Genomic DNA, 14,422 nt, shown 5'->3' on the forward strand with positions numbered 1-14,422 from the left:
CATCTAGTGGGAGGAGAATATGATGAAACGTTATTCGTATAAAACACTGGATTTTTTCATGTTGAGAACTCCAGTTTTACCCTTAAATAAATTTTTTTCTTGTTTCCCCGAGCAACATTCTCTTATTGAGAATGTTGCTAGTTATTCTTTGGAAAGTTTGATGCAATTATCTCGTAAACCTGAGATCAGGGAAGCGATCCTTGTTGCAAGCCCTAGCCTATACAGGTCGCTTTCTAAAATTGATGAATTCAAAAATAAGTCTAATGTGATTGAAGCGCAAGTTGTATCAAGCGTAATGAAGTATGTAATCCGGATGATGAGTAGACCTACTCCTTTTGGATTATTCTCAGGCATTACTGTTGGCAGGTTCTCAGCCAAATCTCAACTTGATATTAAGGAGATATCTCATTATCGTAAACGAGCACGACCTGATATGGGATGGATTCTCAAACTAATAGAACAACTTGAAAACGATCCACAGATATTGGAACAACTAACTATTTACCCGAATGCATTAATTTATAAACAAGGTAATAGAGCTAAGCTCCCCTTCTTAACGAGATATGGGAAAATGAAAAGTGGAGCAAATGATAGCATCTCTGTTAAAGCAACCATTGTATTTGACTGGATTATGAATTATTTATCTTTCCCCCGAAAGTTTTCCAAGGTATTGAACCAAATGGAACTGGAGTTTCCGGGAACAGACCGCGAAATTATCAATAATTACTTGCAACAACTCATAAAAGAAGAGTTCCTCATTACTGAACTGCGACCGTCCACTATAGATAAAGATCCGTTCTATCATGTTTTTAGTCTTGTGAATGGGCTCCAGGGAGTAAATGATATAGGGAAAAAATTGCATGAGATTCACGAAACGATAATGTTATATAACGAGACTCCTGTTGGAGAAGGAATAGAGACTTTCAAACAACTTAGTAGAATGACGAATGATTTTATTCCGATGGAGACACCCACTATACAAGTGGATTTGTCACTTGCAGATCAGTCTATCAGACTCAATGAGCATATTCGCAAAGACGTGGAAGAGGCAGCATACATCCTTAATATGCTTTCACACTATTCAGAAGATTACCTGAAAAGATATGTAGAAGATTTTCTAGAAAGGTATGGCGATCTTAAAGAAATCCCCGTTTTAGAATTGATTGATGATGAGCTTGGATTGGGTCCTCCGGCGACGTATCGTTATCCTGAAAACCGAAAAAATTCATATGCGTTAAAGCGCAGGGATTCTCAGGGTAAAATGGGACAGGAACATTTATTTATGGAACTCTTGGTATCCGCAATACATAAAGGCCAGCATACAGTTGAATTGGATGAACACGTTATACAACAACTGGAAGGATCCAATGATTCCCAACTACCACCATTACCATCTATGGAATTGTATTTTTCCCTTCACACGTTGGATCAAAACAGTCTTGATCATGGGGAGTACAAACTGGTGCTCGCGCCTAATCCCGGCTCAAACGGAGCGGGAAAAACTTTCGGTCGTTTTTTAGATATCCTTGAACCCAATCTCCAAAAAGATTTAACACTGATTTCAAAAAAAGAAAAGGACTTGTATCCTGATGCAATGTGGGCAGAAACATCTTTTCTTCCCACTTCGGGTAAATCTGCGAATGTAATGCTTACGAAGAACTACCGGGACCATGAAATTCCGCTTAGTCATGGTGGGATAACTCCAAACGAACAGATCATATCCATGTCTGATCTTGTCGTAGGTGCGAGAGAAGGAAGGTTATATATTAGGTCCGTATCCCAAAACAAAGAAGTAATTCCAACTGCAGGTCATATGTTCAATTATCATCATGCGCCGAACATCTATAGATTCCTGATGGAGGTTGGCTTGATGAGATTTGATCAATGGTCCGCCCCAGACTTTGGGTATTTAATGCATGCCCCATTTATGCCAAGAATTCAATATAAAAAAATTGTGTTGTCTCCTGCAAAATGGAATCTTCGTTACCCTAATAATAATTTGAAAGAAAGTATTAATGCAGACAAATTAAAGAATTGGGTTTTAACATTTTTGAGGGAATGGAATGTTCCAAGATATGTTTATTTGATTGATTCAGATAATCGAATTTTACTGGATTTGGATCATCCGCTACATTTAAGTGAATTATTAAAAAATTTAAAGACAACACGACATATAAATTTAATCGAACACGCCGGCGGATTTGAAAATTTGCCTATCCATCGTAGTGATGGTTGTTTGGCTGCTGAATTTGTGTTTCCACTCATTATAGACGATGCTATGCCAATTAAAGGAAGTTCATCCGTTTTCCCTTTCAAAAAGCTATCGGACAGACGGGTTTTAGGGAAAGATATCTATCTCCCTGGCAATGAGTGGTTTTATGCTAAATTATACGGATTGGATAGCAGACAAAATGAATTCCTTGCTCTTTATTGGGAGGAATGTGTGAACGAGGCTAAAGATAATAGTTTAATAGAACAAGCTTATTTTATACGCTACGCTGATCCTGATCCGCATGTTAGGGTAAGGTTCAAGTTCAAATCCAATGATAAATCTCAGCTATTCGCTCAGTTATTTAAAAAATGGAGTGACGAGTGGTTTAAAGATGGTTATATAACTAAATTCACACTAGAAACTTATGAACCTGAAATAGAAAGATATGGCGGAACGGAATTAATGAAGTTAGCAGAATCTCTGTTCTCCGAAGATAGTTATGTGGTGGCTGGATTAATTCGTCTAAACCGTTTCGAGAGACGTGAATTTGAGATTGAACAAATTGGTGTACTTAGTGTAATTCATCTTCTTACTCATCTAGGATACAACAAAACTGAATGTTTCGAAACTTTAAATGATAAGTTTGATGTTAAAGATTACCTTCAAGATTTTCGCAAGGTCCGCAACACATATATGGATATGCTTAATACTTTTTTTGGTTTGAATGCTTCCCAAACCTCTGCTTCAGGAAACTTTTCACAAGAATTACTGCCCGTTTTTGAAGCAAGAGCAAACAGCTGTTTAACATACTACCAAAAGCTTGAGCAACATCGTTCAGAAGCTTTATTGACGAATAGCAAAGATGACATCGTGTTTAGCATTATTCACATGCACTTGAATCGACTAATTGGAACTGATCGAAAGCTGGAACAGAAAATAATGATATTGACACGCCATGCGATGAACAGCTTGATACAATACCATAAAAGAAAAAGAATAGAAAATTTGAGCAGGATATGATTTTTTTTGTAAACCAAAAAATTATAAACGGAAAATGGAGTCTTTATGTGGAATTCAGCGAAAAGCAGCATGAAGTTATTTTCACTAATTTTTCAGACTAATAAAGTATTGTTCATAATTAGTGCAATATTGCATATCCTGCAAGGTTTGATTCCCTTTTTTAGTTTGGTTGTTATGCAGAATATGTTGAATGGGATTTCATATTCTTTGATGCATGGAGCGGATCTAGTACGCATACCTTTTATCTTGTTTGTTATTGTGTACGCAGTAAAATTAATCATTAATTCAGGACAAACCTATGTGGAGGGGAATTTAGAAGCATCATTAGCGAAGTCTTTGAATATCATGATCGGGAAAAAATCAACTCAACTTGGACTTGCTGACTTCGAAAATTCGTCTATCAACGATCAATTAAAACGTGCAACTCAGGAAGCAGCATTTCGGCCATATCAGCTATATAGCCAATTAGCAGGTATTATCTCTGGTCTTATCACTGTAATTTCATCTTCAACTTGGTTGTTTCTATGGAAATGGTGGACCGTACCGATCATTCTCGTAGTCTCTTTGACATCACTGTATTCTTTATTCAAATTAAACAAACAACAATTCGATATCTATATGAAAAGGACCCCTTTATATCGTCAATCATGGTATCTGACGCATTTGCTTACAAATGATCGAGCAGTTAAGGAAGTTAAGGTTTTTCAATTGAGCACTCATTTACTTAACCGCTACTCTGAATTGCTCGAAAGCTTTTATAAAGTAGACAAGAGAATGTTAGGAAAGCTAACTAAATACACATTTATTTACAATTTTTTTGAGCTTGCAGTAATGCTTTGGTTGGTTTGGTTTGTCATTCAAGAAACTTTGTTAAGTACCTTGATGATTGGCAGTTTGTACGGGTATATTCAGGCAATAGTACTTACACAAAGTCAGATACAATCCATAATGAGGAGTTTATTGCAATTTTCCCAAAATCATCTCTATATGGAGCAATTGTTCCTGTTCTTTGAGTTACCAACATCTGACCCAGTTGCTCGATCTTCTCTGCAAAACAAAAAATCTGATTTTAGCATAGAACACCTGGAACTCAAGAATGTTTCTTTTCAGTACACTGGGAATGACAAGATAGCGTTGAAGAACATTTCCTTATCGTTACGAAGGGGGCAGACCATCGCAATAGTTGGGAAAAACGGATCGGGAAAAACAACGTTAATGAAAGTATTAATGCAACTTTATGACAATTACGAAGGTGAAATTATCATAAACGGAAAAAACATAACCGATTATGATCTGAATATGTATCAAAAAAAAATCGGTACTGTTTTTCAAGATTTCGTTCATTATGAAATGTCCGCCAGGAACAACATAGGTTTTGGTTCATTGGATCAGTTGGACCAAGACGAACTGATACTAAATGCAGCCAAGTACGCATCTATTGATGATGTAATCCATTCTTTGCCCCAAGGCCTTGATACGCAGTTGGGTAAATGGTTTGAAGAAGGTCAGCAATTATCTGGTGGTCAATGGCAGAGGTTAGCCATAGCCAGAGCTTTCATGCGCAATGCCGATTTATACATTTTAGATGAACCTAGCGCGTTTTTGGACCCGGTTGCAGAACGAGATTTGTTGGAGTTGTTTCTTGATTTAATGAAAGATAAGATCGGTGTATTCATTACTCATCGGCTATCTTCTGCACGCCTTGCTCATCAGATAATTGTCATGGAGAACGGTGAGATTATCGAACAGGGAACACACGAGAAATTGCTTAATGATAATGGTACGTATGCAGAGATGTATCGTATACAAGCTAAGACCTTTCAGGAAAATAACATTGAGGAGGTATATCAGCATTGAGTATTGCGATAAACCCTAATCTGGATAGATGGTTGGGCTTAGAAGGCGACTTAAGAAACAACGTTGCAAGCACTTTGGCGTCTGTTGCAAACAGATATAAAACTCCAAGCGAAATTTCAATGAAATCTCAAAATTCTATATTAGCAGTTGATGGATTCGAAGTAGAACGGTGGACGGAAGAAAGTCTAAGTAACGGACATTCCGGAATTTGCCTATTAATGGGGGAATTGGATTATCTCCAACCTGATGCTGGTTGGGATTATATAGGACATCAGTATTTAAAGGAATTGCAGAATAAGCTTGAACAAACGGGGTTGCATGATTTGTCATTATACGGCGGATTGCCTGGTGTTCTAGTGGCCATACGTTCCCTATCCCGGAGAGGCACCCGTTACCAGTCAATGACAGAAGGTATTGCAACTTGGATGGAAGAACTAGCAATTAAAAAAGTTGATGAACTAGTTGAAAATTGGGGAAGTACTGATTTAAAAATAGGAGATTATGATACGATTCTTGGTCTAAGTGGGCTTGGAAGAGTTATTTTATCATATTATGATCGCCCGGGAATGAAAAAGGTATGGGAACAGATTGTAAATTGGTTCAAATTATATTGTGCAAAAAAGGAAATAGGAGAAGAAACCGTCCCAGGATGGCATATTTCTGCTCGGAGCCAATTTCATGCTAGTGAGACGAATCAGTATCCTTCTGGAAACTTCAATTTAGGACTTTCCCATGGAATAGCAGGGCCCATTGCACTTATGAGCATTGCGATCCTTAAAGGACTACCTGCCGAACCCTTTAAGGATCAATTAAGTAAACTAACTGATTGGCTTGTTCAGTGGAAGGTCAATGGTGAAGATGGAATATACTGGCCTGGCAGGGTTTCTTATGAAGAATGGAAATTAGGTAATCTGCATGTTGAAAATAAAATGCATCCAAGAGATTCGTGGTGCTACGGAACTCCTGGAATTGCACGTGCAATATGGTTGGCAGGCAATGCTTTGGAAAATAAAGAATTATCTAATCTTGCACTTGAATCATATCTGGATATGGAAAAACGCATAGATATGGACGGAGGGCTAATCTCACCAACCGTTTGTCATGGCCTTTCAGGTTGGCTTCTACTCATCCAACGGATGTACTCTGAAACCGGAGAAGAACGTTTAAGAATGATGCGTGACCGCCTTGTAGAAAAGACTCTAGATTTCTACAAGGCGGACTCTATATTTGGATATTGCGACATAAACTGGATTGATAATAAACTTCAGTATATTGATGAAGCAGGCCTTTTAAACGGAGCAGCTGGGGTCTCTCTGGTCTTGGCATCATTATTATCGGATAAAAGTCCTGAATGGGATCAAGTGTTATTGATACATTAAATGAAAAAAAACGATCATTTACTGACCCCAGACGTATCCATCAATCGTTCTCATCAAGCTCTGCAATGTAATTGGAATACCCAGTAATAATGTTGCGTCGACAGTCCCACTTCCGCGGCAACCTCAGCCAGCCCTAGCGCCTCATACAGCCCAGTCTCGATCAAGTACAGACTCTGGCCAATTATAGCGCTATACTGACTTATGGAAAGTGAAGCAGAATCTTTGGCTAAACCATCACCGAGAAAAGGAAAGTTACTCGGTGATGGTTTAGCCATTATTTTAGCGTTCACTGTCCTAAACGGCAGGAACGGTCTGCGTTACAACCTCTTCGTCATCATGCTCCACCAGTTCATGTTTCTCCCAAGCTCTGCTCTTCCAACGGAAGAACATAATGACCGCACGGGTCCACTCATCAGCCGCAATGGCAAGCCACACACCCGCGAGCCCCAGATGAAGCTTGAATATGAGCAGGTATCCCAGTGGCAGACTCATGCAGACCATGGAAATCAGACCCATGTATACCGGGAACTTTGCATCACCTGCCGCACGCAGGGAACCAATGATCACTATATTGCAGGTACGCCCGGTTTCGAGCAACAGACTGAGTAAAATCACTTGAGCCCCCAGCTTGATAATTTCCGGATTATCCGTAAATATGCTCATCAGCGGCACACGGAACAGAATAATGATTACATCAATGATAACCGTGGCCAGAAGGGCCCATTTTACACTGTCAAAAACACGTTTGTACGCATCGTCTTTGCGCCGCGCACCCACAAGTCGACCTACAATGATCGATGTCCCCATACCAATCGCCATGCTGAACAAGTAGATATAGCTGGAGATGTTACCCGCATACTGTTTGGTTGCCATAGCTTCTGCACCCAGATAGGTCACATACAGCGTGAACACGAGCTGGCAGGAATGATATACCATGGATTCCATCGCAGATGGAATGCCAATCCGCAGAATTTTGCCAATAAAATGTTTGGACAACTTAATGTAGTATTCGAAATCCACCCGCACCTCGCTCACACGATACAACAACCAGAAAAAGATCAGCAGGCAGATAAACCGGCTTCCCACCGTAGAGATCGCTGCCCCTTCCACTCCAAGCTTCGGCAGGCCGAAGTGTCCAAAGATCAATGCATAGTTACCAACAACGTGAATCACGTTCATGAATACAGCAACATACATCGTTTCTTTGGTGTAACCATGTGTACGGATCGTCGCAGCCAGCGCATTAATGAGTGCCTGGAGGAATATCCCGCCACCAACGATATTTATATACGAACGGGCAAAATCATAAATTTCGCCTTGAATATTCAGAAGTGTTAACAATTGTCCTCCGAACAGAAGGAAGATTCCGCTCAGGACCAGACCTACGATAAGGTTCAGTGTAATCGCATTACCCGTAACTTGTGCTGCTTCACTTAACTTTTTCGATCCGATATATTGTGCGACTACAATCGCAGCACCATGTCCAATGACTTCCAATACAAGGATAGCGATAGAAATAATCTGATTGGCTGCTCCAACGCCGGAGACCGCATTATCGGACACCGAGCTGAGCATGAGCGTATCCACGCTCCCCATCAACATAAATAAGAAGAGTTCCAGGAAAATAGGCCATGTCAGTCGAATCAGATTCAGATCCTTGGCATCAGAACGAAGGGACTCTTTGGTTGAGGATATTGCTGTCATTTTCTCACCTTTCCCATGTGGGCTTTAATTCTTAGGGTATGTTAGCACAGGTGGTTTGAAAATGCAGTAGTTTTGCGAAAATAGTTGAAAGTTTTTTGTAATTCCATATATAGGTATTTTCACCGCTTTCATAAAGCCCCGCTTCCGTACGTCTGCCAGAGGTTTTAGAAGACAAAAAAGGCCCCTCCCAACTCGCTTTTAAGCAAGAATGGAAGGGCCTTAGGCCCACAGCCTCTTAACCTTTAACAGAACCCGCAGCAATTCCCTCCACGATTCGGTTACTCAAGATAAGAAAAGCAATCAGGATTGGCATAATGCTAATCATCAGCGTTGCACCAATGGCTCCCCAATCCGTTGTGTATTGACCGATAAAGTTCTGTACACCAACAGTCAGGGTTTTGTACGAATCTGTACTGATGAACGTATTAACAAAGATGAATTCATTCCAGTTATAGATCATGTTAATGATCGCCGTTGTGGAAATGACCGAAGACGTCATCGGCAGCACAATCCGAAAGAAAATCCGATGCACGGAGCAGCCATCCATCACTGCGGCTTCTTCCACTTCTCGGGGAAGCGCGTAGTAGAATCCGAGTAAAATCATAATGGTAATTGGCATATTAAAGGCAATATAAGACAAGATGACTGACAAAGGATGATCGGTGAGATGAAGCTTCAGGAACAAGCTGAACAGCGGGATCAACGTGGAGTGTACAGGGATCATCAGACCCACCATGAATAGTCCCAGCACCAGCGAACGACCCTTCCAGCGCATACGTGTAATGGCGAAGGTCACCAGACTGGCAAACAGCACGGTAACCACCACCGAGACCACCGTAATCCATACACTGTTGAAGAAGTACAAGCTGATATTTCCCTCTGTCCATACCTTGACATAGTTTTCCCAACGCGGAGTAGCAGGAAGGGAAAAAGGCGCCATGTCGAATACTTCCTGATTATTTTTAAGCGAGAACAACAGCAGCCATACCAAGGGTAAAATTTGCAGCAAAGCTACCAGGGACAAGAGGAAATACAGCAGAATATATCCGAATCTCCTTAACCATGCCGAACCTCGGCCTGTCCCCGGGTAAGTTGGCAATCTAACGGTCGTATCCGTCTTCACCGGGATGGACCTCCTTTCATTTCACTAGGGCGTGTCTGGAAACTCCGAAGGTGGCAGATTTTGCCGAATTTTCGTTCCAAGCAAGGAAATTTTCCGCAGGCGTGCCGGGGCACGTCAAGGGAAAGTGACGCAGCAGGGGGCGAAAAGGCGGTAAAAGATGCACTTCAGCGAGTTTTCAGACACGAACTAGCGTCAGGAATACTGGATCGTATCTTTGGATGCTGTCGCTTTTCGAAGCAGCCAGGTAACCAGCAGACAGATCAAGAGCAGGAAGAAACCTACAGCACTGCCGTAACCAAAGTCGAAGCTACGGAACGCCTGACGATACATATAGGAGGCCATCACTTCGCTGGAGCCATTCGGTCCGCCATCGGTCATGACGTAGATGAGGTCAAAATACTTGAGCGAGCCCACCACAGCCAGTACAACGGTCACCTTGATGACTTCAGTAATTAGCGGCAGCTTGATTCGAAAAGCGATCTGCCAAGGGCTTGCCCCATCAATCCGGGCTGCTTCCACCAGAGATTCCGGAATATTTTTGAGGGCCGCATAATAGATCAATATATAGAAGCCTGCATACTGCCATAGAATCGGTACGAATAGTGCATACAGCACCAGGGATGGCTCCGCCAGCCAGGCTGGCGGATTGCTGAAGCCGATCGCTTCCAGAAAGGTGTTCAGTACACCATTGCTGGGATGATAGATCTTCAGCCATAACTGGGCGATCGCGACCGAAGACAGCAGCATCGGGATCAAATATATTTTGCGGAACAGATTGGCCCCCTTGATCTTGCCTGACAGCACCAAAGCGATCATCAGATAACCGATCAGACTCAGCGCAGAGAACAAAGCAAGCAAAAAAGTATGGTTCGCACTCTGCCAGAATGTCCCGTCTTGAAGCAGTCTGGCGTAATTATCTAATCCAATAAAGGTCATTGCACCGATCCCGTCCCATTGCATCAACCCATAATACCCGGTGAGCACGATCGGGATGTAAACCAAGACCAGCAGCAGAAGCAGTGCAGGAAGCACGTACAACGCAGCAACGAGACGGTTGGACATGACTTTGTCCATCACATTATCCTCCCTTCAAGCGTTCAAACGTGTGTACGTCAATTGCCTTTATCAATTGCAGCCTGATGATTCTTCACAAAATCCTCTGGTGTTACCGCTTTGCCAAACAATGCCTGGATCATGTCAAGATGGGCCTGAGCGGCTGCCGGTTTCATCTGTACGTCTGCAAAGAGTGTAAGGCTGCTCGCCTGATTCAATTCGTTGAGCAAGTCAATGTAAAGCTGTGGCAGCTGTACTGCAGCTGTATCCACTTTGGTAGCCGGGATGACGCCTGCTTCAGTTACCGAACTTTCACCCCATTTTTCCACAAAGTATTGCACAAACTTCTGCGCTTCTTCCTTCACTTTGGAGTTCTGGGCCACGAACAGTCCTACACCTGGACCACCTACCCAGCTGTTAATGTCACTCTTGCCATCTTCCATTGTTGGGAATTTGAAAAATCCGATCTTGTCCTTGAATTCCTGCGGGATGTCCGGGTTAGTCGTGAAGTTTGGCAGTTCCCAAGTACCCATCAGGTACATGGCAGCTTTTTCGTTCATGAATTCGGATTTGCCCTCATCGTTGGACAACCCGTTGAAGCCTTTGTTGAAAGCATTCATATCCACCAGTTTTTGTACCTCGGCAGCAGCTTGTGTCAACGCAGGATCGTCAAACTTGCCAGAGCCATTGATGGCCTTTTCCAATGCATCTCCACCTAACCGATTCGCCAGATACATATACCAGAGTGAGCCGGTCCAACGGTCTTTATTGCCCAGTGCAATCGGCACCTCACCGTTCTCTGTCAGTGTCTTTAGCACATTCAGGAATTCATCGTACGTTGCTGGCGGATGCAAGTTATATTTTGCAAAAATGGCTTTGTTATAATAAATGGGGGAGATATTCAACTCGATTGGTAACGCATATGTTTTGCCGTCTATGGCATAAGCTTCTGTTGTTCCGGCTATGAATTTCTCGCCCAGCGAGTCACTCAGCAGATCATCGACCGGTGCGAACAGATTCCCCTTTACATAAGGCTCCAGAAATCCGGCAGCCCAAGTTACACCAACATCGGGAAGTTCATTGGATGCCGACAGGATTTTCAATTTGTTCTTATATTGTTCATTCTCCAGCACTTCCTGCTTAATGGTTACATTCGGATGATCCGTCTGATACTGCTTGATGATATCGTTGACCAGTTTGTTTTGCTGTGCGGAGCTGCCTGCTGGCCAGAGGTGCATGAATTTGAGGGTTACTTTCCCATCTGTGCCGTTGCTGCCTGTTTCACCCTCTTCATCCGAACTTGAACTGTTACATCCGGATAAAATTACGGCGAGAACCAGCGTCCATGACAGAAGAATGGCCATCGTTTTTTTGCTCATTATTCCAGACCCCCTTGGTTTTTTCGGTTAATGTAACCGCTTTAACCAAATTGTAGCATGGGCCTATTGCCTCTATAAGACCAGAACAATTTGGAAAAACTCCACTTTTTTGAGGTTATTTGTTATTTCGTTCAGATAGGGAATGCCGATATTTGCTTGGACTTAGCCCCTCAAGACTTTTAAATACTGTGATAAAATACTTATCCGTCTGATAACCCACCTGTTCGGCAATCTCCGAGATTGGCATCGTTGTCTGCACAAGCAACTCCTTCGCGCGCTGAATGCGTTTGCGGGTAAGATATTCACTAAAATTGATACCGATCTGTTCCTTAAACAATACGCTGAAGTAACTGGAGTTGAGATGGAGTAAATCAGCGATTTCACGCATGGTTACATGTTCACCCAGATGAGTATCCACATAGGTCAAAGCTTCACTGATCTGGCTATTTAGCCTCTGTTCCCCTCGCTCCTTAACATCCAGCAACTTGGGGTCAACCATTTCTTGCATCGTTTGAATACGTCGTTGTTGTTCGCTGAACTTTAGGGCTTTTTCGACGGTCTGCAGCAATTGCTCCTTATCTATCGGTTTCAACATATACTCCACAACACCCAACTTCATGGCCTGCTGGGCGTATTGAAAATCGGCATGTCCCGACATAATCAGGACAACAGGCTTGTTCGAAAAATGTTGAATGGCTTCAATCAGAGACAAGCCAGAGAATTCCGGCATGCGAACATCCGTTATTAACAGATCTGCCGACTTTTTCTTGAGCCATTCCACTGCCTCGACGCCACTTTCTGCAGTCTGAATGTGATTTCGTCCTGCCGACCATCCTTCCAGTGTTTTGCGAATACCCTCTCTTGTACGCGGCTCATCATCCACGATAAGAATCGTTTTGTCATGAATCATATGCACCCTCCGTTCCCATGGGAATCTCAAAGCAAATGACAGTTCCTTGCCCAACCTTACTTGTTATGGAGAGCTTACAACGTTCGCCAAGTTGGCTGCCAAAGTAAAGCTTCAGTCGTCGATGTACGTTGATTAGACCTACACCTGTCCCCTTCTTGGACACAGCCGGTCCGCCATGTAAAGCATGAATGACAGATTGTAACTGTAATTCATCCATACCGGGACCATCATCCCGAACCTCAATGCGAACCAGATTCTTCTCGGTCGAAGCATCCACATGGACGCTTATCTTTCCCGGTCCCAGTTTACTTTCAATCCCATGAAGAATCGCATTTTCGACCAAGGGCTGTATAAGAAGTTTCGGTATTGCGACCTTACGCACCGTATCACTCAGCTGAATCTCCCATTGCATTCTCTCTCCCAACCGCATCTGCATAATTTGAAGATAACGCTCGGCGTGTTCCAGCTCGTCGGCAATCGTAACCCATTCATCCTGTTGCGAACTGGAGATGATGTAGCGAAATAATCGGGACATCGCCACAACCATACGTGCCATCTCCTCGTCTCCCTTCTCCTCAAGGGACCAATAGAACGCCTCCAGGGTGTTGAATAGAAAATGGGGATTAATCTGTGACTGCAACGCCTTCAACTCGGCCCGGGACTGCATGACTTCCTTCTCATGAACCACACGGGTCAATTCATTCTGCCTGTAGACCATCTGGTTATATACGTTGTTAAGTTCATTGATCTCCATCGTAGAGCTAACCATTAGATTAGGTCTCATTGCTCCCGGCTGTGCACTGCGCATGGCCCGCATCAGACGTATGAGCGGACGTGTAATCATTGTGGACAGAAAGAAGGACATGATAAGGAATAGAACAACACCAATCATTCCCGAGACGAGCAGCGCTGTCCTCAGGATGGATACACCTTCCGTTGTCTCCCGCAGCGGGGTCAGGACAGCAAGTGTCCATCCCGTTAACTCCGATTTTTGCCGGACGACGATATAGGATTCCTCCCCGTTCTGCACGACTGATCCACTGTCCAATATGGCTTTGGGATCGAGATTAATCTCCAGATCGGAAGTTACCACTTCGCCTGCCCCATCCAAGAGCATGATAGAGTCCTGCGAACCATCTGTCCCATTCGAATCATTCAATTGAAAAAAACTGCGCTGCATCCGCACCACCACATAACCTCCATGTTCGAAAGAATGATCCAGCAGGTTAATCCGCCGAATAGCCAGAAGCACACCCGGATCTTCAGGGTCAGAGCCTGCCCATACCAGTCTGCCTTTTCCTTCATCCGCCAGGTTGATCCAGTTGCGCTCCACTCTGAGATCGAGGGATCGGTCATCCATTGGAAAGATGCGGTTATAACCCGTAGTGTATATCTCCATACTTTGCGCTCCGTTGATGAAAGACTGATAACTGCCTGCAATCTGCAAGAGGGCTTGACGCTGATTAAAGGTCGCCGGGTTGCCTTGCTTCTCATCGCTGAGCAGACGCTGCACGTATGAATCATCCGCCACCTGGGCAGTCAGCGAATTCACTTGTGCAATGATTGCATCCAATCTGCCACTGGCCTGGACGGCGGTTTGGTGAATATGTTTCTCGGCATTGCTTTTTAGCAAAGCGGCCACCCGGTCATAGGCAGATATGCCTGCGAGCAGCAGAACAATGAGCATCACCATAACGAAACCAATGAAGATCTGATTGCGAAGTGAGTTAAAATGTCCTTTTTTCCCGTGCAACTTCCCCATTCTCCTCTCTTTTTGGCATGTAA

10 protein-coding genes are annotated in these 14,422 nt (G+C 43.2%); 3 read left to right on the top strand and 7 right to left on the bottom strand.

The annotated features are described in order from the left end of the window. Positions 1-19: 19 nt before the first annotated feature. The 3 genes from MKZ13_RS29615 (at position 20) to MKZ13_RS29625 (ending at position 6,468) form a co-directional block, all read left to right on the top strand. Positions 20-3,232: a lantibiotic dehydratase gene (locus MKZ13_RS29615; protein WP_339180398.1), complete on the top strand. Its 3,213-nt coding sequence runs from the start codon at positions 20-22 to the stop codon at positions 3,230-3,232. Between the two features lie 69 nt (positions 3,233-3,301). Beyond that, positions 3,302-5,089 carry an ABC transporter ATP-binding protein gene (locus tag MKZ13_RS29620; RefSeq protein ID WP_339180400.1) on the top strand — a complete coding sequence of 596 codons (1,788 nt, stop codon included), beginning with the start codon at positions 3,302-3,304 and terminating at the stop codon, positions 5,087-5,089. Then, the gene (locus MKZ13_RS29625; protein WP_339180402.1) at positions 5,086-6,468 is read left to right on the top strand and encodes a lanthionine synthetase C family protein; all 1,383 of its coding nucleotides are present in this window, start codon (positions 5,086-5,088) and stop codon (positions 6,466-6,468) included. The genes MKZ13_RS29620 and MKZ13_RS29625 overlap by 4 nt, the downstream gene beginning before the upstream one ends. A 53-nt stretch (positions 6,469-6,521) precedes the next feature. Here the strand turns inward: MKZ13_RS29625 and MKZ13_RS29630 are convergent, their stop codons facing one another. From MKZ13_RS29630 to MKZ13_RS29660, 7 genes are all read right to left on the bottom strand, one after another. Continuing rightward, positions 6,522-6,743, bottom strand: a complete 222-nt coding sequence (locus tag MKZ13_RS29630; protein WP_206105797.1) for a hypothetical protein — start codon at positions 6,741-6,743, stop codon at positions 6,522-6,524. 19 nt (positions 6,744-6,762) lie between these two features. Further along, positions 6,763-8,172, bottom strand: coding sequence for an MATE family efflux transporter (locus MKZ13_RS29635; protein WP_339180405.1), 1,410 nt, complete (start codon positions 8,170-8,172; stop codon positions 6,763-6,765). Between the two features lie 235 nt (positions 8,173-8,407). Further along, positions 8,408-9,271, bottom strand: a complete 864-nt coding sequence (locus tag MKZ13_RS29640) for a carbohydrate ABC transporter permease (RefSeq protein ID WP_051154087.1) — start codon at positions 9,269-9,271, stop codon at positions 8,408-8,410. A gap of 216 nt (positions 9,272-9,487) precedes the next feature. After that, positions 9,488-10,369: a sugar ABC transporter permease gene (locus MKZ13_RS29645; protein ID WP_036606643.1), complete on the bottom strand. Its 882-nt coding sequence runs from the start codon at positions 10,367-10,369 to the stop codon at positions 9,488-9,490. 38 nt (positions 10,370-10,407) lie between these two features. Beyond that, positions 10,408-11,727, bottom strand: a complete 1,320-nt coding sequence (locus MKZ13_RS29650; protein WP_339180409.1) for an extracellular solute-binding protein — start codon at positions 11,725-11,727, stop codon at positions 10,408-10,410. 115 nt (positions 11,728-11,842) lie between these two features. Continuing rightward, on the bottom strand, positions 11,843-12,637 hold the full coding sequence (locus MKZ13_RS29655) for a response regulator (RefSeq protein ID WP_339180411.1): 795 nt from the start codon (positions 12,635-12,637) through the stop codon (positions 11,843-11,845). Beyond that, positions 12,627-14,390, bottom strand: a complete 1,764-nt coding sequence (locus tag MKZ13_RS29660; protein WP_339180413.1) for a sensor histidine kinase — start codon at positions 14,388-14,390, stop codon at positions 12,627-12,629. The genes MKZ13_RS29655 and MKZ13_RS29660 overlap by 11 nt, the downstream gene beginning before the upstream one ends. Between the last annotated feature and the right edge of the window lie 32 nt (positions 14,391-14,422).

Origin of the sequence: Paenibacillus sp. FSL R5-0701 (assembly GCF_037973995.1) — a bacterium.
Lineage (GTDB): Bacteria > Bacillota > Bacilli > Paenibacillales > Paenibacillaceae > Paenibacillus.

Excerpts from the sequence above, each read along its gene's own strand:
- MKZ13_RS29615 (WP_339180398.1), top strand. The coding sequence starts at position 20 with ATGATGAAACGTTATTCGTATAAAACACTGGATTTTTTCATGTTGAGA.
- MKZ13_RS29620 (WP_339180400.1), top strand. The coding sequence starts at position 3,302 with ATGAAGTTATTTTCACTAATTTTTCAGACTAATAAAGTATTGTTCATA.
- MKZ13_RS29630 (WP_206105797.1), bottom strand. The coding sequence starts at position 6,743 with ATGGCTAAACCATCACCGAGTAACTTTCCTTTTCTCGGTGATGGTTTA.
- MKZ13_RS29635 (WP_339180405.1), bottom strand. The coding sequence starts at position 8,172 with ATGACAGCAATATCCTCAACCAAAGAGTCCCTTCGTTCTGATGCCAAG.
- MKZ13_RS29645 (WP_036606643.1), bottom strand. The coding sequence starts at position 10,369 with ATGGACAAAGTCATGTCCAACCGTCTCGTTGCTGCGTTGTACGTGCTT.
- MKZ13_RS29650 (WP_339180409.1), bottom strand. The coding sequence starts at position 11,727 with ATGAGCAAAAAAACGATGGCCATTCTTCTGTCATGGACGCTGGTTCTC.
- MKZ13_RS29655 (WP_339180411.1), bottom strand. The coding sequence starts at position 12,637 with ATGATTCATGACAAAACGATTCTTATCGTGGATGATGAGCCGCGTACA.